The organism is Actinoallomurus sp. CA-150999 (assembly GCF_050942425.1).
Lineage (GTDB): Bacteria > Actinomycetota > Actinomycetes > Streptosporangiales > Streptosporangiaceae > Actinoallomurus.
On the sequence record NZ_CP192063.1, the window covers coordinates 8,007,910 to 8,029,134 of the forward strand.

Consider the following 21,225-nt stretch of genomic DNA (forward strand, 5'->3'; position numbering starts at 1 on the left):
GGGCCGCCCCTTCGTGCGGTCGCTCCGGGCCGTTCTCGTGGACTCTCAGCCGGGCCGCCTCCTCGTACGGTCGCGCCGGGTCTTGCCGGCGGCGGCTCACCGGGCCGCCTCCGCGCGCCGGTGATGCTCGAACGCCTCGTCCAGCAGCGCGCGCTCGGCCTCGTCCGGCGGCGCGCCGCGCACCTCCGCGACGAAGTCGGAGGCGATCTCGGTGTCGGCGCGGCCCTGGACGCGCTCCGCCCAGGTCCGCTCGCCGGTGTCCGTCGTCTCCTCCGGCTCGAAGGCCAGGGCGAGGACGTGCGGGAAGCGGCGCCGCAGGCGGTCCATCGCGCCCGTGGGGCGCTCCGCGTCGGTGAGCGTCACCTGCAGCCAGTGATCCTCGTACGCGACGAGGTGCTCGCCGGTGAGCAGGTCGTCGATGCGGCCTTTGATGCGCTTGATCCGGCGGGGCACCGGCGCGTCGACGAACTCGGCGTGGACGGTCTCACCGAGATCGACCAGCCAGCTGCCCTTGACATGCGCGTCCTCGGAGAACGAGTAGGCCAGCGGGGAGCCGGCGTAGCGCACCCTCGCGGAGAGGGGCTGTGCGCGGTGCAGGTGGCCGAGGGCGGCGTAGTCGACGCCGTCGAACACGCTCATCGGCACGCTGGCGATCCCGCCGATCGCGATGTCGCGCTCGCTGTCGCTCGCCTCTCCCCCGGTGACGAAGGCGTGCGCGAGCACCACCGACCGGCCGCCGCGCTCCGCCAGGTCGGCGCGGATCCGGCGCATCGCCTCGGTCAGCGCGGCGCCGTGGCCGCGCTCGGGCAGCTCCCACCGGCCGCGGACCACCTCGGGCTCGAGGTAGGGGATGCCGTAGATCGCGGTGCCGTCGTCGAGGAGCACCGGCCGGCCGACCGCCTCCGGGTCGGTGCGCAGGTGCACGCCGGCGGCGTCCATCAGGTCGGCGCCGAAGCCCAGCCGCCGCGCGGAGTCGTGGTTGCCGCTGATCACGACGACGCGGACCTTCTCGGCCGTCAGCCGCCCCAGCGCCTCGTTGCACAGCGCGACCGCGTCGACGGGCGGCAGCGCCCGGTCGTAGAGATCGCCGGAGACCAGCACGCAGTCGACCCGCTCGGACCGGACCGTCTCGACGAGGTGGTCGACGAACGCCGCCTGCGCGCCGAGCATGTCCTCGCGGTGAAAGAACCGGCCGAGGTGCCAGTCGGACGTGTGCAGCAGCCGGGGCATGGTCGGCAAGCTAACAGGCCCCACCGACAACATCCGGCTCACACACCGCAGTGCGTCGCATTCGTGAGATTAATCCCCTAGAAACGACGGACCCCCGGCGAGCATCTCGCCGGGGGCGGGTCATTCAGAGGGCACTGCCTTGTCAGGCCGCTTTCCTCATGTCGGACTTGGCGAGCAGCTGGGCTCGCTCCTCGGAGGTGGCGAGCCGCTCCCACTTCTCCGAGTTCTCCACGAGTCGGTGGGTCGGGACGATGGGGCGATGGACGAGGCGGTGTACGACTCGACGGAACTTAGGCATGGGGGTATCCACTGGCACATCAGAATTTGACCGAAGGTGCCCCCATTATCGCACGTCACACGGGTCTTAGCCGTCACCGGGGGCCGCGTGTTCGGACGGTCTTCGGCGAAGTGGTCAGCGCGGGTTCGGCGTGACCAGCCCGGTCTCGTAGGCGACCATCACGAGCTGGGCGCGGTCGCGGGCGGCGAGCTTGGCGAGCAGGTTCCCGACGTGCGTCTTCACCGTCGCCGGGCTGAGGTGCAGATGCTCGGCGATCTCGCCGTTGGACAGGCCGCGGGCGATCAGCGCGAGCACCTCGCGCTCCCGGCCGGTCAGGCCCTCCAGTTCGCGGGCGGGTTGGCGGGCGGGCAGCGGCCGCCGGGCGAACTCCGCGATGAGCCGCCGCGTCACGGCGGGCGCGAGCAGCGCGTCGCCGGAGGCGATGACCCGGATGCCCGCGAGCAGGTCGGCGGGAGGGGTGTTCTTCAGCAGAAAGCCGCTGGCCCCCGCGCGAAGCGCGGAGTGGACGTACTCGTCCAGGTCGAACGTCGTGAGGATGAGCACCCGGACGCCGGGCGGTCCGTCCGGGCCGCAGATCCGCCGGGTCGCCTCGATACCGTCCATCTCCGGCATGCGGACGTCCATCAGCACCACGTCCGGCCGCTCACGGAAGGCGAACTCGACGGCCTCCGTGCCGGTCCCCACCTCCCCGACCGCCGTCAGGTCCGCGGCGGTGTCGACGAGGACGCGGAAGCTGCCGCGCAGCAGGGCCTGGTCGTCGGCGACCAGGACGCGTACGGGCTCGGTCACGAATCCTCCGGGGCATGGCGGGACCGGTCGTCACCGACCGGGACAGGAGCGATCACGAATCCTCCGGGGCGCGGCGGGGCAGGCGGGCCGACACCTCGAACCCGCCTTCGGGGCGCGGCCCGGCCGTCAGCGTGCCGCCGTGCATGTGGGCGCGTTCCCGCATCCCGATGATGCCGTGTCCGGGCGTCCCGGGGAGCAGGCGGCCCCCCGGCCCGTCATCGGTCACCCGGATCCGTACCTCGTCCTTGTCGCCCTCCACCACGATCCGGCAGCGGGCCGGGGCCGCGTGCCGGACGACATTGGTCACCGCCTCCTGCACGATCCGGTACACCGAGCGGCCCATCCCCTCGGGCAGGCCGTCCACGCCGCGGACGGTCAGGTCGACGCGGACGCCGGCCGTCGCGGCGCGTTCGCGGAGCTCGGGCAGGCCGGCGAAGCCGGGAGCGGGCCGCAGGTCGGGGGACGCCTCGTCGGAGCGGAGCATGCCGAGCATGTGGCGCATCTCGACGAGCGCGTCGCGGCTCGTGGTCTCGATGACGTCCAGGGCGTCGCGTACCTCCGCGTCCTCGTCCCCGGGCGTACGGGACCGCAGGACGTAGCCGGCGACCCCGGCCTTGACGCCGATCAGGCTGAGGGTGTGGGACACGACATCGTGCAGTTCCCGCGCGATCCGCAGGCGCTCCTCGGTGACGGCGCGTTCGGCGAGTTGCTCGGCCGCCCGTGCGGCGTACGCGCGGCGTTCGCGTACGGCCCGGCCGATCGTCCACGCCCCGCCCAGCACCGGTGGGCCGGTGAGGATCAGGTCCGTCGCGATCCCGGCGCCGCCGCGGGGCCCGGCCATCGTCCCCACGAGCAGCCCGAACGCGCTGATCCCCGCGATGACCAGGGTGGGCTCCCTCGGATGCCGGGGCGCGGTCAGCGCGACCATGTACAGCGCGTACGCGGGGAGGAACAGGGCGTTCCACCCGATCCCGAAGAACATCGCCGCCAGGGACGCCGCGAACACGATCCCGAAGACGGGCAGCGGCCACAGGCGCCGTACCGCGACCGGCAGCCCGAGCGCTCCGACGAGCAGCCAGGTCGCCCACGTCGGCAGGTCCAGCGGTCGCGCGAAGGCGATGACGAGCAGGACCAGCGTCGATCCGGCCGCGGCCGCGGCGTCGAGGACGATCAGCCGGCGGCGGCTGAGCCGCCGTGGGAAGACCGGCGGTGGATCGAGGTCGGGCACGGCCCGAACCGTACCGGGCCGTGCCCGCGCCCGCCTCCGACCGGGGTCCCTCATCCCCCGGTCGGAGGCGGGCGCGCGCCGGGACACGGCCTACGCGCCGCGGAGGAGGTCATGATTCGGCCCCTGCTCCGAAGCGCCGGAGGGCCGCCGTACGGCAGCGTCGAGACCGTGATCGAAGTGCAGAACCTCACCAAGAGATATGGCGACACGGTCGCGGTCGACCGGCTGTCCTTCACGGTCCGCCCGGGTCAGGTGACCGGCTTCCTCGGACCGAACGGCGCCGGGAAGTCCACCACGATGCGGATGATGCTGGGCCTCGATCGCCCGGCCACGGGCCGGGTTCTCATCGACGGGCGGCCCTACGATCGGCTGACCGAGCCGCTGCGGCGGGTCGGGGCGTTGCTCGAGGCCACGGCCGTGCACCGCGGCCGCCGGGCACAGGACCACCTGTGGTGGCTGGCGCGCAGCAACCGGATCCCGAAGACACGGGTCCGGGAGGTACTGGCGTTGGTCGGGCTGGAGAGCGTCGCCCGGAAACGGTCCAAGGGATTCTCCCTCGGCATGTCCCAGCGACTCGGCATCGCCGCGACTCTCCTCGGCGACCCGCCGGTGCTCCTCTTCGACGAACCGCTGAACGGGCTGGACCCCGAGGGCATCGTGTGGATCCGGAACCTGATGAAGAAGCTGGCCGCCGAGGGCAGAACGGTCTTCGTCTCGAGTCATCTCATGAACGAGATGGCGCTGACCGCCGACCACCTGGTCGTGATCGGCCGCGGCCGGTTGCTCGCCGACACCACCGTGACCCAATTCGTCGCCGCCCACACTCGTTCGTTCGTACGGGTCCGGACACCCGAGCCGGAGCGAATGTGGAATGCGCTCGCCGCGGCCGGCGTCACCGTGACCCAGGCCGCGGACGGCACGCTCGAGGCGGACGGCACCGAGGCCGCGACGATCGGTGAGATCGCCGCCGCCAGCGGATTGATCGTGCACGAGGTCGCGACGCAGACCGCCTCGCTGGAAGAGGCGTTCATGCGGCTCACCGGGGACGTCGTCGACTACCGCGCTGGACACCAGGCTGGAGGTCCGCAGTGGTGAACACCGTTTCCGCGCGAGCGGCCCTCGGTGCCGAATTCATCAAGATCCGCACCGTTCGGTCCACGGCGTGGACCCTCGCGCTGGCCCTCATCCTCAGCGTGGGACTCGGCATCCTCCTCTGTCTGTCCCTGCGCCACGGCTTCGACAACCGGATGGACCCGCGGGCACGCGCCAACTTCGACCCCGTCACGACCGGCTTCTACAGCCTGACGCTCGGCCAGATCTCGCTGGTCGTCTTCGGCGTACTGTGCGTCGGCACCGAGTACACGAGCGGCACGATCCGTGCCTCCCTCGCGGCGGTGCCGCACCGGGGCATGTTCTACGCCGCCAAGGTGCTGGCCGCGACGATGGTGACCTTGGTGTTCTCCCTGTTCACCGTCTTGCTGACGTTCTTCACGGCACAAGCCGCGCTCGGCCCGCACGGCACCACTCTCAGCGAACCGGGAGTGCTGCGCGCGGTCGTGTTCGCGTGCGTCTACCTGACGCTGCTCTGCGCCTTCGCGATCGGCGTGGCGACCATGCTGCGCAGTACGGCGCTCTCGCTGGGGATCATGATCCCGTTGCTCTTCCTCGATTCCCAGGGGCTCGGCAACGTCCCGAAGGTCCGGACGGTCGCACAGTTCCTTCCCGATCAGGTGGGGCAGGTGATGATGCAGGTGGTGAAGCCGGAGAAGTCGTTCATCTCGCATCGCCCCTTCGGGCCGTGGACCGCGCTGGGCATCCTCGTGATCTGGGCCACGGCCGCCTGCGTCGGTGGCTACCTTCTCGTACGCCGCCGCGACGCCTGACTTCAGCGAGGGGCGGGACGTACCGTGACCGAGGCCACGGTGGACAGGAACGGAACGGATGGAGAAGATACCAAGCAAGCACTCGGTCAAGGCTCCTCCCGCCTCCGGAGGTACGGCATGCGTGAACACGATCGGCTCTACATCGGCGGCGAGTGGGTCGCGCCCGCCGGCACCGGCACCATCGACGTCGTCTCCCCCCACACCGAAGAGGTGATCGGCCGGGTCCCGGACGCGACCCCGGCGGACGTGGACCGCGCCGTCGCGGCGGCGCGGGAGGCGTTCGACCACGGCCCCTGGCCGCGCATGGCGCCGGCCGAGCGCGCCGCCGTCGTCGCGCACCTGACCGAGCTGTACGCCGAGCGCCTCGGCGACCTCTCCGAGCTGATCACCGCCGAGATGGGCTCCCCCATCACGTTCTCCCAGCTCGGCCAGACCGGGCAGGCCCACGCCGTCTACGGCTTCTTCGCCGAGTTCGGCAAGGGCTTCGCCTGGGAGGAGGAGCGGGCGGGCATGATGGGGCCGGTCACGGTCCGCCGCGAGCCGGTCGGGGTGGTCGCCGCGATCGTGCCGTGGAACGTCCCGCAGTTCATCATCGCGCTCAAACTCGCTCCCGCGCTGATCGCCGGCTGCACCATCGTGATCAAGCCGGCGCCCGAGACGCCGCTGGACGGGTACGTCCTCGGCGAGCTGCTGAACGAGGCGGGCGTGCCCAAGGGCGTGGTCAGCATCGTCGCCGCCGGGCGGGAGACCGGAGAGCACCTCGTCCGCCACCCCGGCGTCGACAAGGTCGCCTTCACCGGGTCGACGGCGGCCGGGCGCCGAATCGGCGCGATCTGCGGCGAACAGCTGAAGCGCTGCACGCTCGAGCTCGGCGGCAAGTCGGCGGCGATCATCCTCGACGACGCCGACCTCGCCGGGACGATGGGCTGGCTCAAGATGGCGTCGCTGATGAACAACGGTCAGGCGTGCGTCGCCCAGACCCGCATCCTCGCGTCCCGCACCCGCTACGACGAGGTCGTCGACGCGCTCGCCGAGACCGTACGCGGAATGAAGGTGGGCGACCCGGCCGACCCGGCGACCGAGATCGGCCCGCTCGTCGCCAAGCGCCAGCAGGAACGCGTCGAGGGCTACATCCGGACCGGCCAGGAGGAGGGCGCCAAGGTCGCGCTCGGCGGTTCCGGGCGGCCGTACGACCGCGGCTGGTACGTCACGCCCACCGTCTTCGCGGGCGTCACCAACGACATGCGGATCGCTCGCGAGGAGATCTTCGGGCCCGTCCTGACGGTCATCCCGTACGAGGACGAGGCGGACGCGGTACGGATCGCCAACGACAGCGAGTACGGCCTGGCGGGCACGGTCTGGACGGCCGACAACGACCGCGGGCTGGAGATCGCCCGGCAGGTCCGCACCGGCACGTACGGGGTCAACATGTACATGATCGAGGCGTCGTCCCCGTTCGGCGGCTACAAGGGCAGCGGCGTCGGCCGCGAGCTCGGCCCCGAGGGCCTCGCCGCCTACCTGGAGTACAAGTCCATCGCCCGCATGGGTTGACCGGCCGACGGCCGCGGTCCTTGCCCGGAACACCCGGGCAAGGACCGCGCTCACCGGTCGCGGCCGGGGCTCACGTTCAGCCGAACGTGCCGCGGAGGAACGTCGTCAGCCGCGGGGCGACCTGCGGCGCGAAGGGCCGGTTGGGGTCCGGATAGTCGGTGGCGGGGTTCGGCGTGCCGGTCACGACCTTGAACACGTGGTCGGCGTCGGGGATCTCGGCCCGCTCCGCCCTATGGTCGCCGGCGAGACCGTTCATGAGGCGGCGGACCTCGGAGGCGTCGACCTGGACGTCCTTCGTCCCCCGCAGCACGAGGACCGGGAGGCCAGGTGCCAGGCGGCGTGCCAGGACGAATGGATCCTGCCGGTCGGCCTGGGCCAGGAAGGCCACGTTCACCGGGGTGAACAGCGACGCCACCGCCGGATCCGCGAAATGGGCGGGCGGCTTTCCGGTGGTCCTGATGGTACCGACCACGGTCCGCAGATCACGGATGTAGGCCGCCGCGGTCGCGGCCGGCAACCGCCCCGCCGACTGTGCCGCGCGGTACTGCTCGGTGAGCTGCCGCGACAGCACGTCAAGGTAGCGATGGCCGGGCGACGCGGCGAGGATGAGTCCCCGAGGCGCCTCCGGCGTGCCTCTGAGCCGGTCGGCGAGCCAGAGGGCGAAGAGCGCCCCCTCGCTGTGGCCCACCACGATGAGGCGACGCGGGTCCACCTCCCGTCGGTGGGCGAGGGTCCGGTAGGCGTCCAGCGCCTCCTGCGCGTAGAGGTCGAAGTCGATGCCCTTCCCTCCTGTGTGGGAACCGAGCCCGGCGGCCCCGGATCCGATCTTGTCGTAACGGAGCGATGCGACGCCCGCGCCCTCGAGCGCCTCTGCGAAGTTGCGGTTCGTGTCCAGGTGACGGTACTGAGGGTCGTTGCCGTCGCGGTCCGTCGGACCGCTACCGGAGATGATCAATGCACCGGGGACCGGCCCGCCCGCGCCGGCGGGCGACAGGAGCGTCGCGGGCAGCGTGTCGGGCCCGCTGCGGAACATGAGGTCACGTGTGCCGGTCTCAGTGGCATGGGCCGCGGCATCTACGGCTCGGTGTGCGGCGCTCTGGCCGCCGCACGAGGAACAGGCCAGGACTGCGGTGAACACGACGGCGCCCAGACGGGTGGCGGTCGACGGCATGGAGGTCTCCTTCGATGAGCGGGTCAAGCGGGTCAATGGGTGGATGCGCCGAGGACCGGAGCGATGACGGCGACCGCGACCGTGGCTGCGAGGAGCATCCAGGCGCTGGGCCGGGCCATGTTCAACGTCCACCCGATCCCGAAGCGCTTCGGCACGAACAGCGCCGGATCGTCGCGGTTGTAGTAAACGAGTCCCCACCGGTAAAAGCGGTCGTCGTCCTGGTTGACCGGCGCGGGACGACGGCCCCGACCTGCGTACTCGTTCCGGGCGGAGCCGAGACGAAGACGGCTGCCGCCCTGTCCCGTACGGAGGACGACGATCAGTAGCACCGCCACGCCGAGCGCCGTCGTCACCGGAACCGCCGCCGCGGCGACCGGTCCGGTCCCGATCAGGTCCCAGATCTGCAGGGCGGCGAAGAGGAAGGTCAGGTCGAGACAGGCGGCCAGGGCCAGCAGCGCGCGGGCCATCGCGGAGACGAACCCGCGGTGGCGGGCGGCCGCCTGCGGGTCCTCGGCGTCGAGGCGGGCACGGCTCCGCAGCACCACCCACGCCAAGGTCACCATGAGCGCGGTCGTCAGGACCTCGATGATCACAGGACCGAACACCGTGCCGATCGACTTGTCGGCGAAGCGCTCCGCGTGCCCCGACGGCGTCAGGTGCCTCGGCAGCCGCTGCGGCATCCGCGGATACTCGACGATCCCGATCACTATCGTGGCGGCGGTGAGCAGGAGTGAGGGGACGGCCCAGCGCCACGGGTAGCGTTCGGGGTCGGTCCGCAGCGACGTGTCGACGACGGTGACCTGCCGTCGGCCGGCGAACCAGCCTTCAGAGGTCTTGGTCTCCCTGATCGCGCGGTGTGCCGCCAGATAGAGGATCACTCCCGCCGCGAGGAGCGCGCCGACGGCGATCGGCCCGGCCGCCGGGCTGCGCAGCAGGACGACGGCCACCGCCGCGGCGGCGGTGGCGCCCGCCGTACCGACCCGGTAGCGGCGCCGCCAGGCGTCGATGACCGGCGCGTGCGCGTGGTCGAGCGGCACGCGGACCCCGAAGGGCAGGGTGGGCGGGACGAGCGACGGGATCAGCCAGTGCGCGACCCCGATGAGGAGGACGGGAAAGAGCGTGACGCCGGTCATCGCTACCTTTCAGTGGTCGGCCGGACGGACGATCCGGCGGGGAATCCGTCGAGAATCCGCTGCACGCGGTGTGTGACGTCGCTCGGGTCGAGCCCCTTGGCGACCGCCTCGGCGAGGAGGGTGCGGGCCCGCTCCTCCCATTCGTCCGCCACGCCGGCCGGGGGCGGGCCGGTGAAGGCGTCGCGGATGACGACCGCACCGGTGCGCCGGGCGAGGCGGATCAGCCCCTCGCGGCGCAGCAGGTCGTACGCCTTGTTGACGGTGTGCATGTTGATGCCCAGGTCCGCCGCGAGCTGCCGCGTCGCGGGCAGTGAGTCCCCGACGTGGAGGCGCCCGTCCGCGATCGCCTCCACGATGCGGTCGCGTAGCTGCTGGTAGAGCGGCACATCGCCGTCCACCTCGAGCGTCAAGATCACCGTGTCTCCACCCCCAGACTCTTTGTTATAGAAAAACTATAACAAAGAGCCGACGGAGCCGGCCACCGTTCCGATCGTGAGCCCGGCCCGCGGCCCTCAGGGACCCGCGCGCCCGGTCCGGCTACAGCACGTGCGGGCCCATCGGCCGGGCCGCGAACCGCGTGCGGTAACGGTTCCGTCGCACGGCGACGACGATGACCGTGGCCACCCCGCCGAAGATGCCGACCATGAAGAACCCGATCGCCGACAGGATCCCGATGACGAACCGGGACGGCCGCGGGGCCTGGCCGACCGCGTACAGCCCGCCGACCCCGTCGCACGTCACCCGGTACTCACCGGCGGTCGGGACGTGGACGAGCCTCACCACCCGCCAGCTCTCGCCGTTGCTCGACGTCGTGAACCGGTAATCCGGACTGGTGACGGACACGGCCTGGCCCGAGGCGGAGGCCACCCGGCAGTTCACCCCGCCGTACGACTCTTCGGGCACGTAGATGGCGGCGTCCGGCTTCAGGGACACGGTGACGGTCTCACCGGCACCGAACCTCTTGTCGCGGGATCCCGCGCCGGTGGTGATGCCGAACACCAGCATCACCGCGCCGAGCGCGACGCCGAGGACGATGCAGAGCGCCGCGACGACGAACCACACCCGCCGTGGCCGCACCTCGGCCGGATCGATGGCATTCGGGGTCCCGGGGTACATGGGCTCGCTCCGATCGAGTCGACGGACCGCCATTACACCTGACGGTGGCGGAACATCACAGGTTCCGGAAAACCGTCACCGAAGGGCGCGAAGGCACAGGACGACGATCGCCTCCACGCACTCCCCCGGCGTACGCCCGGCGGGTGGGTCCAGCACCGCTCCGTGCACCTGCGCGTCGATGGCCTGCACGAGCAGCAACGCGGTCAGGGCCTCGTCCGGTCCGCCCACGCCCAGCCGGCGCAGGTGGACCTCCACCTCCGCGGCGAGCGTGAGCTGCAGTTCGCGGAGCCGGCGGGCGGCCTCCGGCGGCCGGGGCGCCTGGTCGTACAGCAGCCGGTGCGTGTGCGGGTCGATCTCGTGCAGGTCGGCGAGCGCGCCGACCATCGTGCGCACCGTCTCCTCCAGCGGCGGAGCGGTCTCCCGGAGGCGGGCGAACACGGTCAGCAGGTGGTCGGCGAGCTGGTGGACGTGCCGCTCGCCGAGGGCGTACAGGAGGGCGTCCTTGTTCGGGAAGTACTGGTACAGCGAGCCGATGGACACGCCGGCCCGCTCGGCGATCTTGTTCGTGGTCGCCCCGGAGTAGCCGAGGCGCTCGAAAACCTGAGCAGCGGCGTCGAGGATCGCCGTGTAGGTCTCCTGGGACCGCAGCTGGCGCGGTCTTTTCCGTGGCGTCTGGATGAGGGGTCCAATGCGAGTTGTCAGATACTGAGGATTGCTCACATTCTAGAGGCATGTTCACCTTTCCCGCCGACCCTCAGGCGACCTTCGACGAGCGCGCCCCGCAGTTCGCCGCGTGGGGCATCCCCCGCGACCTGATTGCGCGGGCACGCGCCGACATCCACGACATGTGGGGCACCGGGCCCGGCGGCTGGGTGCCCGTGTGGGCCTCCCACGCCGAGCGCGCCGAACGCGACGGCGCGTGGCTGCGCGCCGCGCTGCTCTGGGGCGCCGCGCGGTTCCCCACGCTCGCCACCGAGGAGCGGCAGGCGGCGCTGGAGCGCCAGATCGCGGCGTACCGCCGGGTGCGGTTCCCGGTCCGGTTCGAGCGGCGGGCCCTCGAGGTCCCGTACGGTGACGGCACCACCCCGGTGCCCGTCCACCTCTTCGAACGCAACCACGGCAGGCGGCGCGGCGTTCTGGTGCTGTCCGGCGGCGTCGACACGTGGAAGGTCGAACTGCACCGGCTGGCCGTCACGACCGCCCGCGCGACGGGACTGCTCGTCGCCGCGCTCGACATTCCCGGCACCGGAGAGTCCCGCCTCCCCCTCGACCGGGACGGCGACCGCGTCCTCGCCGGGGTGATCGCGGCGCTCCGCGAGACGTACGCGGTGCCGGTCGGCTACCTCGGCCTGAGCTTCGGCGGGCACTGGGCCGCCAAGCTGGCCATGCTCGGCGACGTCGACGCCGCGGTCGACATCGGCGGCCCGACCGGACTCGCCGACGATCCCGTCGACGTTCTGAACCTCCCGTACGGCATGGCGGGCATCGTCGGGAACGCCATGGGCCTCGACGCGCCGCCCGCCCCGGACGAGGTGCCGAAGCTGTTGGAGCGCTTCTCCCTGCGCCACCTCGCCGAGCGGCCCGGCACCACCCCGCTGCTCGCCGTCAACGGCGCCCACGACCAGTACATCCCGCGCGGCGACACCACCGGCCTCGCCCGCCGGCCCCGTACGACGGTGTGGATCGTCCGCGACGCCACGCACTGCGCGCCCGAGCGCCTCCGGCCGCTGGTCGTCGGCGCCTGGGGCTGGCTGCTCGCCCGGCTGGCGCCGGAACGCCCGGCCGTACGGCTCGCCGAGCCCCTCCTCACGGCCCCGGTGCGCCGGCTGCTGGCGGCCTAGACCTCGTGCGCGTGCCGAGCACGCCGGTCGGTCATCGCGACGAGATCAAGGCCGCCACCCGGCGCGCCGGGTGGGTGCGCGCGCCTCACGCTCCGCTGCCGCCGATGTGGAGCGCCTCCTTCAAGAACACGCGGTAGAGGCTCGGGGTCCCCTCGGTGGTGATGACCTCGACGACGGAGCGGACGTTGCGATCGTCGACGGCCTCGCGGATGAGCGCGTCCGCCAGGTCACGACGCGAGGTGAACCGGCCGACCATCTGCGGCGGGCCGACGGTGTAGCCGCTGGTCGCGGGGCCGTCGAACAGTCCCGACGGGCGGACGATGGTCCAGTCGAGGTCCGCACGGACCACGACCCCCTCCATTCGGCCGGCGTCCTCGTACAGCGGACGCCCCATCTTGAGGAGCATTGGAAAGAACACCCTGCGATAGATGAGGGTCTCGCCGGGCGGGGGTTTCATCGGCACGCCGGTGGAGGTCACACAGACCAGGCGCCGGAGGCCGTGCGCGGTCATGGCTTCGATGATGTTCTTGATGGACACGGAGAACGTGGTGGTGGCCTCGGAGCCGTAGTGGACGCCGAGCGTCGAGATCACCGCGTCGTGCCCGGCCACCGCGCGGTCCACCGCCTCGGGGTCCAGGGCGTCCGCCTTGACGACGTCCAGCGCGGCCTCGCGCAGGGGAAACGCCTCCGGGTGCCGGGTGACCGCGGTGACGGTGTGGCCCTCGGCGAGCGCTTGGGCCGTGGCGAGTCGGCCGGTCGGGCCGTTGGCCCCGAAGATCACGAGCTTCACGTGCTTGTCTCCCCTGCCTTGGGTGTACGACGTCCTTTGACGCAGCTTATATTAATTATAAGTAGCGTTAAGTGGATAGGGTGCACAGCATGGGAGTAGAGGCGGGGGGCCGGCGTCGTTACGACTCGCTGCGCCGTACGACGCAGGCGTTGGAGACGCGAGCCGAGATCGCCCGCGCCGCACGGCGGCTCTTCGTCGATCAGGGCTGGGCCGCGACGACCGTACGCGACGTGGCGCGCGAGGCCGGGGTCTCCGTGCCGACGGTCTACTCGGTGTACGGCAACAAGGCGGGACTGACCCGGGCCCTCGCGGACGCCGCCGACCTGTCGGCGGACCCGTCCCGGCAACTGACGGAGCTGGAGGCGGACGAGACGAGTCCCGGACGGCAGCTGGCGGCGATGGCGGCCTTCGACCGGCGGCTGTACGAGCGCGCGGGAGACGTCATCGCGCTGCTGCGCGAGGCCGGCCGTACCGAACCGGAGCTGGCGACGGTCTACCGCGACGGCCGCGGGCGGGCCGACGAGACCCGCAGGGCGGTGTTCTCCTCCTGGCCGGAGGGCACCCTGCGCGACGGCCTGGACGTGCCGGCGGCGGTCGACATCTACGCGGGTCTGTGCAGCATCGACGTCTACACCACCCTCACCGTCGAACGAGGCTGGTCGCCCGACCGCGTCGAGCGGTGGTGGAGCGAGGCGCTGGTCCGGGAGCTACTCAACGGCCCGGGTCGGTGACGTTTCGCGGGATTCTCGTCTCGGCCCGCCGACCCGTACGATCCCGGTCATGACGATTCGGTGGGGAATTCTCGGGACCGGTGGCATCGCGCGGACGTTCACCGAGGACCTGCTCCTGCTCGGCCACAAGGTGACGGCGGTCGGCTCGCGCGCCCCGCACACCGCCGAGGCGTTCGCCGAGCGCCACGGCATCGCGAACGCGTACGGGTCGTACGCCGAGCTCGCGGCCGACGAGCAGGTCGACGTCGTGTACGTCGCGACGCCGCACAACGGCCACTTCGACGCGGCCCGGGTCTGCCTGGAGGCCGGACGCGGGGTGCTGGTGGAGAAGCCGTTCACCACGAATGCGGCGGACGCGGAGGCACTCGTCGCCCTCGCACGCGACCGCGGCCTGTTCGCCATGGAGGCGATGTGGACGCGGTTCAACCCGGTCGTCACCCGGCTGCGCGAGCTGGTCGCCGACGGCGCCATCGGCGAGTTGAAGGCGGTGTACGCCGACTTCTCCTTCGCCGCGGAATACGACCCGGAGCACCGCCTCTGGGCACCCGAGCTCGCCGGCGGCGCACTGCTCGACCTGGGCATCTACCCCGTGTCCTTCGCGTGGATGCTGCTCGGCGAGCCCGACAGCGTGCAGGCGGTCACGACGAGCGCCCCGACCGGCGTCGACGCCAACACCGGCATCCTGCTCGGCTACACCTCGGGCGCGTTGGCGCTGCTGCACTGCGGCCTGCTCACCGACTCACCCCAGACCGCGACGGTCGTCGGCACGACCGGCCGCGTCGAGGTCGCCGCACCGTTCTGGGCGACGTCGGCCATGACCCTGCACCGGCCCGGCGCGGAGCCCGAGACCTTCACCGTCGACCGGCCGGGCCACGGTTACGGCTACCAGGCCGAAGAGGTCGCCCGCTGCCTCGAGGCCGGCCTCACCGAGTCACCCGTCATGCCCCTCGACGAGACCGTCGCCATCGTCCGCACCCTCGACCAGATCGCCGCCAGCTTCACGCGCTGAACAACTCGCCGCCCTCGCCCTCGGCCTGTTCCTCATCACCGACAGGCTCCTCGCTGAACCGGACAACCCAAAGCGCCGCTGTCGGAAGAAGATCACGAGCAATGCGGGGAACGCACGGCCGGGCGGGCACGTCTAAGAGGGCCACAGCCCAGGCAGCGCGTCCGCGCCCCTTGAGAAACGCCGACCCGGAGGACAGTGCAGCATGCACCGGCCGAGCCCCACGCGCATGACGGCCGCACTGTCCATCCTCGACCCCGGCAGCCCCGGCCTTCGCCGGGCCGGCCGGTCACGCCGCTAGGTCCGCCTGCCGTGGACGGCATCGCGCAGACCATCGCCGCGGCGGCAGGGCTGTTCGCCGGGACCAACATCGACGACATCATCGTGCTCGCGGTGCTGTTCCTGTCCGGCCGCGTGAGTGGGACACCCCGGCCATGGCAGATCTGGGCCGGGCAGACTGCCGGGTTCACCGTCTTGGTGGCCGTCTCGGTGCTCGCCGCGCTCGGCCTGACCGTCGTCCCCGGCGCGTGGGTGGGCCTGCTCGGCCTGCTCCCGCTGGCCTTGGGCGTGTGGGGCCTGACCAAGGCCGCGCGCGCCCACCAGTCCGGCGCGCAGGTCTCGGCGGCCCCGGCCGGCGGCCTGGTGTCGGTTGCGATTCTCACCATCGTCAACGGCGCCGACAACCTGGCCGTCTACCCGCCGGTCTTCCGCGCCATCGGCACCGGCCCCTCCGCCGTCACGATCGTCGTGTTCTTCGCCGGCGTCGCCGCCTATTGCCTGATCGGCTCGGGACTCGGCTCCCACAAGAAGGCCATCGAGATGATCGAGCGGTGGGGACACTGGATCGTCCCCGCCGTGTTCGTCGTCATCGGCGCCATCATCCTGCTCGGATCCGGCGCTCTCACCGAGATCTTCTGAGCGCGCCCCCTCTGTTGTCAGTTGACGCAAGGGATGCCGCCTCCGGCGACAGCGCCGCCTTGGGCTCCTTCGGTGGGGATGGCCGCCGGCCGGGTGGGGGCTGGATGGTTGTTGCCGGCCGGCACGCTGGGCATCGTTGCGTCTTTGCCGAGGTCGATCTCGATATGGCCGGCAGCGACCGTGGTGCCTGGGGCGGCCGTCACGCCGAAATAGCGGGCGATCTTGGTGGCTGCGGCTCGGGCACCGGTTCCGTAACGGACGATGGTGTGGTTACGGGCGTTGATGCTGCGGACGTCGCCTTTGGTGTAGCCCAAGCCGGACAGGCGGTCGGCGATGCGGGCGGCCAGGCCCGTCTTACCGCCCCCGTTGTGTACGTCCACGGTGAGGGGCGCGGTGGGGGTCCCGGGAGTGCCGGTGCTCGCCGGTTTGGGCCTGTCGGAGGAGAACGCCGACCGTACGATCGTCTTGACCTTGACCGGGTCGATGATGTTGACGTCCTGGCCGTGGACGAGTCCGTAACGTTCGATCGGCAGGGTGTGGAACTCGACGTTCCCACCGGTCAGGTTCTGCGCCTGCTGGGCGAAGCCGACGACGTCCCAGCCGGCGTCGAGGACGACGTCCTTCTTGGCGACGTTCAGGAGACCACCCATCTTCCCCAGGTCGCCGAACACGCCCTCCTTGCGGAGCTGGTGGGTCGCCGATGACAGGAACGCCTGCTGGCGATGGGTGCGGTCCAGGTCGCCGTTGGTCAATCCGTGGCGCTGGCGGACGAATGCCAGAGCCTGGGATCCGTTCAGGTGCTGACGTCCGGCGGGGAAGTCCGCACCGGAGAAGGAATCGTTCACCGGGTGTTTCAGACAGACCTCCACGCCGCCGAGCGCGGTGGCCAGATCGTAGAAGCCCGCCAGGTTGATCTCGGCGAAGTGGTCGATCGGCACGCCGGTGAGCTTGCGTACCGTCGCGATGGTGGCCTTGCGGCCGGCCTCGCGTCCCTGGTGCTCCAGTGCGCTGCCGTGTACGCCCTGCTTGGACAGTGCGACCTCCCGGAAGTACTTGGTGACACCGTAGGCTTCCTTGATCTTGCCTTGCTGCTGTGTGCCGATCGCGTCGGTGTAGGTGACGTAGTCATCTCGTGGGATGGAGAACGCGGTGGCGCGGCTGCCGTCGTTCGGGACGTGGAGCAGGATCAGCGTGTTGGTGTTGTATCCGCCGACGCCGTTGTCAACGCCCCGTTTGCTCCCCGCGTGCAGCTGACTCAGGATGGCCTCGGGTAGATCGTTGCCGTTCTGGTCCTTGCGGCTGTCCAGCCCGATCAGCAGGATGTTGACCGCGCCGCCCTTGGACTTCGGGCCCTGGATCGCGTGGGAGGTCCCCAGGCCGTGCAGACGGCCGAGAACGAAATACCCCACCCCGCTGGCCACCAGCACGAGCACCGAGGCAATGCACGTCAAGGCGTAGCAGACGATCCCCACCGGGCCGAGACGGCGCCGGACCGGCCGCCGCCTGACCTCTCCATCGCGATACCCCTCGCCCGCCCGGGCACGGGCGGGCGACCGCCGTCGCGCCCGGGCGGCCGAGCGCGAGAGCCCCTTCTGGCCGTAACTCACGTTCCCTCCCCGAAACACCTGCAGATCACGAGCAACCCGTTTCCCCGCCCTACGCCGATTCCTTGGGCCGGGACAGCCCGGGATGGGGTCGGCGGTCGTGTCACAACCGGCGATTCACCGAACGAACAATGACGATCACGATCACCAGCAGGGTCGCCGCCGCCATCGCCACGAAGCCCTTGGCGACCCAGGCCGCAGCAACGCCCGCCAGCCGTGACGCGGAGCCGGCCGCGCCGTGATCGGCGATGACACCCGCGGCCACCGCCATGACGGCGAACACCAACGGCGGCATCGGGATGACCAGCCACACCAGCCGGGAACTGATCAACATTCCGGCCAGCACAGCACCGACGACCACGCTGACGTCCAGGATCAGACCTGGACCGCCGCGGGCCAGGCCATCGACGAGAGCTCCGATGGCCGCAACCGCGACCAGGACGCCGATGCCGCCCAGACCCGTCAACTGAATGCGGCCTGCCGGCGATCGCCCGCCCTGACGATCCGCGACCGAACGCCGCCCCGCTTCATCCGCCAACGCCGGCCGCCGTGTCGCCGTAGGGGCGGGACGGCGCGGCAGGCCGCCAAGTCGCGAAAGTGCGATCTACGCCGGCGGTCCGCAGGGCCGACGTGGTCCCATGGCGTTCGACATGCCACGAAACGAACCCGCCGCACCCGTGCGCACCGATCTGCACATGGCGAACAGGTAGATAGCCGCTCATGCCGACAGCGTCCTTCCTAAGGCCGCGGGCTCGATCCTCCCCGTGTTGGACGGCGCTCGCCCGCTGAGTGTTCTGTCTATGCCGACACTTGTACAAGTCAGCAACTGTTGGGAGCATACGGCACGAGCCCGCAGACTCGGCTCATCATCGGCCGACGAGTGTGAGCGCACCCGCACCGCGATCACGCAACGACGACCGGCGGACGGGTGCGGGCTCCCCGGGTCCCTCAGCGCCCGGGATCCGGCAGGCACTGAACGGCAGCACGAAGACCAGGGCGATGATGCGACTTTCGCACACTCAAGCAATCATGCAAACTTTCCCCGGTGTTTCGTCGTCCCACGTTTCAGGGTGCGGCCAACGACCCGGTCCAGGGGGACATGTGAGTACTGCCAGTCAGGCGACCGATGTACCGCAACACCCGGTCACGATCTCCGATGAGAAGGTCGGGTTCAACAGTGCCATCGCGGCCGCGCTGACATGGTGTGTGGGTTCGATGCCCGCCCTGTACGTCGTGCTGATCATCGTCACCGGGTGGATGGCCCTGGCGACCTGGGGCCCGCTACACCGGGTCGATCCCTACCCGTTCGGGTTCCTGCTGTTCCTGAACAACGTCGTACAGCTCGTCCTCTGCTCGGTGATCTTGGTTGGTCAGCGTGTGCTGGGTATGGCCGCCGACCGCCGGGCGGTACAGACGTATGAGAACGCCGAAGCGATCTTCGAGAGGGTCGCGGACCTGCAGGCGCACCTGGACCGGCAGGACCGCGCGCTCAGCCGTGGGGTCAGCCTGCTGGAGTCGAGTCCGCATCCGTGGATCGACCGGCACCGAGTGCAGCCGCCGCCCCAGGCCATCGACCAGGCCGTGGGCGTCAATGGCCGAATCGCCGCCTGGCTGACGCAGCGGCTGGGCAGTATGTGGGCCTTCTACATTTCCGTCGGAACACAGGTGATCTGGATCGCTCTGGACGTGCTCGGCGTTCAGCGCTTCGATCCGTACCCGTTCGCCTTCATGGCGTTCTTGTCCACCCTGGCCCAGCTCATCTTCATGGTCGTCATCATGGTCGGCCAAGACGTCCTGAGCCGGGCCGCCGACCGCCGTTCCGAGCAGACCTTCCTCGACGCGGAAGCCATCCTGCACGAATGCCGCCGGATGAAGGCGCGCCTGACGGCCCAAGACCGCGTCATCGACAGCCTCGCCGACTACACCACCGCCCAGGTCACCGAGCACCTGGCGCAGACCATCCATAAGAGCCGGCTGCAGTCCGCCGCCGACACTGGTGAGGCGCCGGCCGGCCGGCCCGCGTTGCATCCCTGGAACGAATTGCTGGAGGAGATCAAGGAGGCCAACCGGCTCCAGGCACGGCAGATCGGTGAGCGGCTGGCCGCGATCGGTTACCTGATGGTCCCGGCCGCCGACCCGGCGCTGGCCATCGCCTTCGACGAGGAAGAGGCGCAGTCGCTGGCCCGGCTGGAGCACCAGCAATGGCTGGGCGAGCAAAGGAGGCAGAGGCCGGCGGACCCGCCCGGCGGGCCCGACGATGGCACGCGTCCCGACCTGGTGCCCTGGGAACGGCTTTCGGACGAGGCGCGGGCACAGGCCGTGGATGAGGCACGGCGCATTCCGGTCCTGCTGGCCGACGTGGGCTTCCAGGTCCTCCGGAACGGCAGGGGCACTTCCGACGGCCCGGGCGAACTGGACTTCACCCCCGAGGAATGGGCCACCCTGGATCAGGCGCTCATGGCCTCAGGTGTGCTGGTGTCGCTCGCCGAAGGCGTCGTCGACTCCGAGGAGATCTTCGCGCTGGTCACGATGCTGCGGGAGGCCAGCATCACTCATCCGAGGCGATTCATCCGCGAGTTGGCCGCAGCGTCCGACTTCGACACCAGGCTACAAGCGGGCACCGAGTATGCCGACTACGAGGGGCCTGCGTTGCAGGCCATACGCTCGGCCAGCACCATCCTCGCCCGGACGGCGCCCGAGGAACTGGACGACTTCCGTGCGTTCCTGGTGGAGATCGCCACTACGGTCGCCGACGCGAACAACGAAGGTGGCTTCTTCGGCCTGGGCGCTCGGCCCCGCACGCCCAACGAGGCCGCAGCGATCGAAACCGTCAAAGAGGCGACAGAACTCGATCCTTCGGGTCAGGGCCGGCCCGGATCCGCGTGGACCTCGGCGTCCTGTGAGAGTTCTTCGTAGCGGACGCGATTGCCGTTATCCGTTCCCGGCGACGCCGAGGGCCGTTGAGCCTTCGCCTCGCGCCCTGACCGGGACCTCAGGTGGCTTCGGGGTCATAGGGCGGACGTTCGCCGTAGGGAAGAAGAGGCTCGGCGCTGGGTGGATCATCTCCAAGAGCATCGTCAAGGTCGTCAAGCAGATGCTTTTGGACGAAACGGCGCGGGTGGAGATCGGAAAGGTTCAGGTCGGCGTATTCGGATCCGAGCTCGGCCTTGATCTCGCTCGTCGCGTCACTGGCCATCCGGCGGAGTTGCCGCAGGGTCTGCGCGGCTTGGCGGGCGACGCGTGGCAGCTGGTCCGGGCCGAAGATGACTATTGCCAACACCAGAAGCAGTGCGATTTTCTCGAACCCGAGGTCGAACACGGTCGAGACCCTTTCTCCGTGAACCAACGCCTCGACACTGACCACATCGGCGCCGCGTGGTGGCGCGAGCAGCCGACCGGATTGCGGCTACCAGGACAGTCCGTGGTCGGCGTGTCAGTCTCCTTGACGCGCCGCGTCGGGGGCCTTCAGTTCCTGCGGCCTCGGGGCCTGCTGCTCCAGGCCGGCGGCCTCCTGCCGAAGGCGCGCGGCCTCCTCACGCATCTGCTGGACGGACATCGTCACTTCAGCCGAGTCGCCGTCATCGGTCATCAAGCCTTTTGTCTCGGATTTGAAGATTCGCATCGATCGCCCGAGCGAGCGCGCAGCCTGTGGCAGCTTGGCTGACCCGAACAAGACGACGAATACCCCGATGACGATCAACCAATGCCATACCGAGAATTCACCCATCGCCCTCTCCTAGCCGATAATTCAGATCGCTTTGGGTCATATCGCGGCCTCGGCGGCGATGGCCGTCGCTGACGCCGGGCGTGCTCAACCTGCGCCGCGATGAAGGGCGCGCGGTTCCGGAGACGACCACGATCAACACCTGGGCATCACCGCCTTGGTGGGCGCGACGTTGACCACCCGACCTCCATCGGCGCCGACTCCTCGTCATC

22 protein-coding genes are annotated in these 21,225 nt (G+C 70.5%); 8 read left to right on the forward strand and 14 right to left on the reverse strand.

Features of this window, described 5'->3' with window-relative positions:
- Nucleotides 1-96: 96 nt before the first annotated feature.
- From ACQP2O_RS37035 to ACQP2O_RS37050, 4 genes are all read right to left on the reverse strand, one after another.
- Nucleotides 97-1,230 carry an exonuclease SbcCD subunit D gene (locus ACQP2O_RS37035; protein WP_433173428.1) on the reverse strand — a complete coding sequence of 378 codons (1,134 nt, stop codon included), beginning with the start codon at nucleotides 1,228-1,230 and terminating at the stop codon, nucleotides 97-99.
- Nucleotides 1,231-1,372: 142 nt separating this feature from the next.
- Nucleotides 1,373-1,528 (reverse strand): hypothetical protein, encoded by a 156-nt coding sequence (locus ACQP2O_RS37040; RefSeq protein ID WP_433173430.1) that lies wholly within the window; start codon nucleotides 1,526-1,528, stop codon nucleotides 1,373-1,375.
- A 114-nt stretch (nucleotides 1,529-1,642) separates the two neighbouring features.
- Complete coding sequence (locus ACQP2O_RS37045) at nucleotides 1,643-2,317, reverse strand: response regulator (protein ID WP_433173433.1); 675 nt, start codon at nucleotides 2,315-2,317, stop codon at nucleotides 1,643-1,645.
- Nucleotides 2,318-2,369: 52 nt separating this feature from the next.
- Nucleotides 2,370-3,545, reverse strand: a complete 1,176-nt coding sequence (locus tag ACQP2O_RS37050; RefSeq protein ID WP_433173436.1) for a sensor histidine kinase — start codon at nucleotides 3,543-3,545, stop codon at nucleotides 2,370-2,372.
- A 111-nt stretch (nucleotides 3,546-3,656) separates the two neighbouring features.
- On the opposite strand from ACQP2O_RS37050, the gene ACQP2O_RS37055 reads away from it, so the two are divergent.
- The 3 genes from ACQP2O_RS37055 to ACQP2O_RS37065 all read left to right on the forward strand — a co-directional run bounded on the left by ACQP2O_RS37055 (nucleotide 3,657) and on the right by ACQP2O_RS37065 (nucleotide 6,979).
- Nucleotides 3,657-4,640 carry an ABC transporter ATP-binding protein gene (locus ACQP2O_RS37055; RefSeq protein WP_433173438.1) on the forward strand — a complete coding sequence of 328 codons (984 nt, stop codon included), beginning with the start codon at nucleotides 3,657-3,659 and terminating at the stop codon, nucleotides 4,638-4,640.
- Entirely contained in the window at nucleotides 4,634-5,428 is a 795-nt protein-coding gene (locus tag ACQP2O_RS37060) for an ABC transporter permease subunit (RefSeq protein ID WP_433173440.1), read from the forward strand. The genes ACQP2O_RS37055 and ACQP2O_RS37060 overlap by 7 nt, the downstream gene beginning before the upstream one ends.
- A 117-nt stretch (nucleotides 5,429-5,545) precedes the next feature.
- Nucleotides 5,546-6,979, forward strand: coding sequence for an aldehyde dehydrogenase (locus tag ACQP2O_RS37065; protein WP_433173442.1), 1,434 nt, complete (start codon nucleotides 5,546-5,548; stop codon nucleotides 6,977-6,979).
- A 76-nt stretch (nucleotides 6,980-7,055) separates the two neighbouring features.
- Here ACQP2O_RS37065 and ACQP2O_RS37070 read toward each other — a convergent pair whose 3' ends face one another.
- The 5 genes from ACQP2O_RS37070 to ACQP2O_RS37090 form a co-directional block, all read right to left on the reverse strand.
- Entirely contained in the window at nucleotides 7,056-8,150 is a 1,095-nt protein-coding gene (locus ACQP2O_RS37070) for an alpha/beta hydrolase (protein ID WP_433173444.1), read from the reverse strand.
- A gap of 32 nt (nucleotides 8,151-8,182) precedes the next feature.
- A complete protein-coding gene (locus ACQP2O_RS37075; protein WP_433173446.1) occupies nucleotides 8,183-9,283 on the reverse strand; it encodes a DUF1648 domain-containing protein in 1,101 nt (366 codons plus the stop codon).
- A gap of 2 nt (nucleotides 9,284-9,285) precedes the next feature.
- Nucleotides 9,286-9,699 carry a GntR family transcriptional regulator gene (locus ACQP2O_RS37080; RefSeq protein WP_433173448.1) on the reverse strand — a complete coding sequence of 138 codons (414 nt, stop codon included), beginning with the start codon at nucleotides 9,697-9,699 and terminating at the stop codon, nucleotides 9,286-9,288.
- A 121-nt stretch (nucleotides 9,700-9,820) separates the two neighbouring features.
- Entirely contained in the window at nucleotides 9,821-10,399 is a 579-nt protein-coding gene (locus tag ACQP2O_RS37085) for a hypothetical protein (protein ID WP_433173450.1), read from the reverse strand.
- A gap of 75 nt (nucleotides 10,400-10,474) precedes the next feature.
- On the reverse strand, nucleotides 10,475-11,119 hold the full coding sequence (locus tag ACQP2O_RS37090; RefSeq protein ID WP_433173453.1) for a TetR/AcrR family transcriptional regulator: 645 nt from the start codon (nucleotides 11,117-11,119) through the stop codon (nucleotides 10,475-10,477).
- Between the two features lie 11 nt (nucleotides 11,120-11,130).
- Between ACQP2O_RS37090 and ACQP2O_RS37095 the strand changes: the two genes are divergently transcribed.
- On the forward strand, nucleotides 11,131-12,240 hold the full coding sequence (locus ACQP2O_RS37095) for an alpha/beta hydrolase (protein ID WP_433173455.1): 1,110 nt from the start codon (nucleotides 11,131-11,133) through the stop codon (nucleotides 12,238-12,240).
- An 85-nt stretch (nucleotides 12,241-12,325) separates the two neighbouring features.
- On the opposite strand, the gene ACQP2O_RS37100 is transcribed toward ACQP2O_RS37095, so the two are convergent.
- Nucleotides 12,326-13,030, reverse strand: a complete 705-nt coding sequence (locus ACQP2O_RS37100; protein WP_433173457.1) for an NAD(P)-dependent oxidoreductase — start codon at nucleotides 13,028-13,030, stop codon at nucleotides 12,326-12,328.
- Between the two features lie 89 nt (nucleotides 13,031-13,119).
- Between ACQP2O_RS37100 and ACQP2O_RS37105 the strand changes: the two genes are divergently transcribed.
- From ACQP2O_RS37105 to ACQP2O_RS37115, 3 genes are all read left to right on the forward strand, one after another.
- A complete protein-coding gene (locus tag ACQP2O_RS37105) occupies nucleotides 13,120-13,761 on the forward strand; it encodes a TetR/AcrR family transcriptional regulator (RefSeq protein ID WP_433173459.1) in 642 nt (213 codons plus the stop codon).
- 49 nt (nucleotides 13,762-13,810) lie between these two features.
- Complete coding sequence (locus ACQP2O_RS37110; protein ID WP_433173461.1) at nucleotides 13,811-14,770, forward strand: Gfo/Idh/MocA family protein; 960 nt, start codon at nucleotides 13,811-13,813, stop codon at nucleotides 14,768-14,770.
- 309 nt (nucleotides 14,771-15,079) lie between these two features.
- Entirely contained in the window at nucleotides 15,080-15,685 is a 606-nt protein-coding gene (locus ACQP2O_RS37115) for a cadmium resistance transporter (protein WP_433173463.1), read from the forward strand.
- Nucleotides 15,686-15,702: 17 nt separating this feature from the next.
- On the opposite strand, the gene ACQP2O_RS37120 is transcribed toward ACQP2O_RS37115, so the two are convergent.
- Both ACQP2O_RS37120 and ACQP2O_RS37125 read right to left on the reverse strand, forming a co-directional pair.
- Entirely contained in the window at nucleotides 15,703-17,292 is a 1,590-nt protein-coding gene (locus ACQP2O_RS37120; protein WP_433173465.1) for an LCP family protein, read from the reverse strand.
- A gap of 100 nt (nucleotides 17,293-17,392) precedes the next feature.
- Nucleotides 17,393-17,827, reverse strand: coding sequence for a DUF6542 domain-containing protein (locus ACQP2O_RS37125; protein ID WP_433173467.1), 435 nt, complete (start codon nucleotides 17,825-17,827; stop codon nucleotides 17,393-17,395).
- A gap of 563 nt (nucleotides 17,828-18,390) precedes the next feature.
- Here ACQP2O_RS37125 and ACQP2O_RS37130 point away from each other — a divergent pair.
- Complete coding sequence (locus tag ACQP2O_RS37130) at nucleotides 18,391-20,205, forward strand: DUF1003 domain-containing protein (RefSeq protein ID WP_433173469.1); 1,815 nt, start codon at nucleotides 18,391-18,393, stop codon at nucleotides 20,203-20,205.
- Nucleotides 20,206-20,281: 76 nt separating this feature from the next.
- Here ACQP2O_RS37130 and ACQP2O_RS37135 read toward each other — a convergent pair whose 3' ends face one another.
- Entirely contained in the window at nucleotides 20,282-20,608 is a 327-nt protein-coding gene (locus ACQP2O_RS37135; protein WP_433173472.1) for a sec-independent translocase, read from the reverse strand.
- A 114-nt stretch (nucleotides 20,609-20,722) separates the two neighbouring features.
- Nucleotides 20,723-21,016, reverse strand: coding sequence for a Sec-independent protein translocase subunit TatA (gene tatA / locus ACQP2O_RS37140; RefSeq protein ID WP_433173473.1), 294 nt, complete (start codon nucleotides 21,014-21,016; stop codon nucleotides 20,723-20,725).
- Nucleotides 21,017-21,225: the final 209 nt, after the last annotated feature.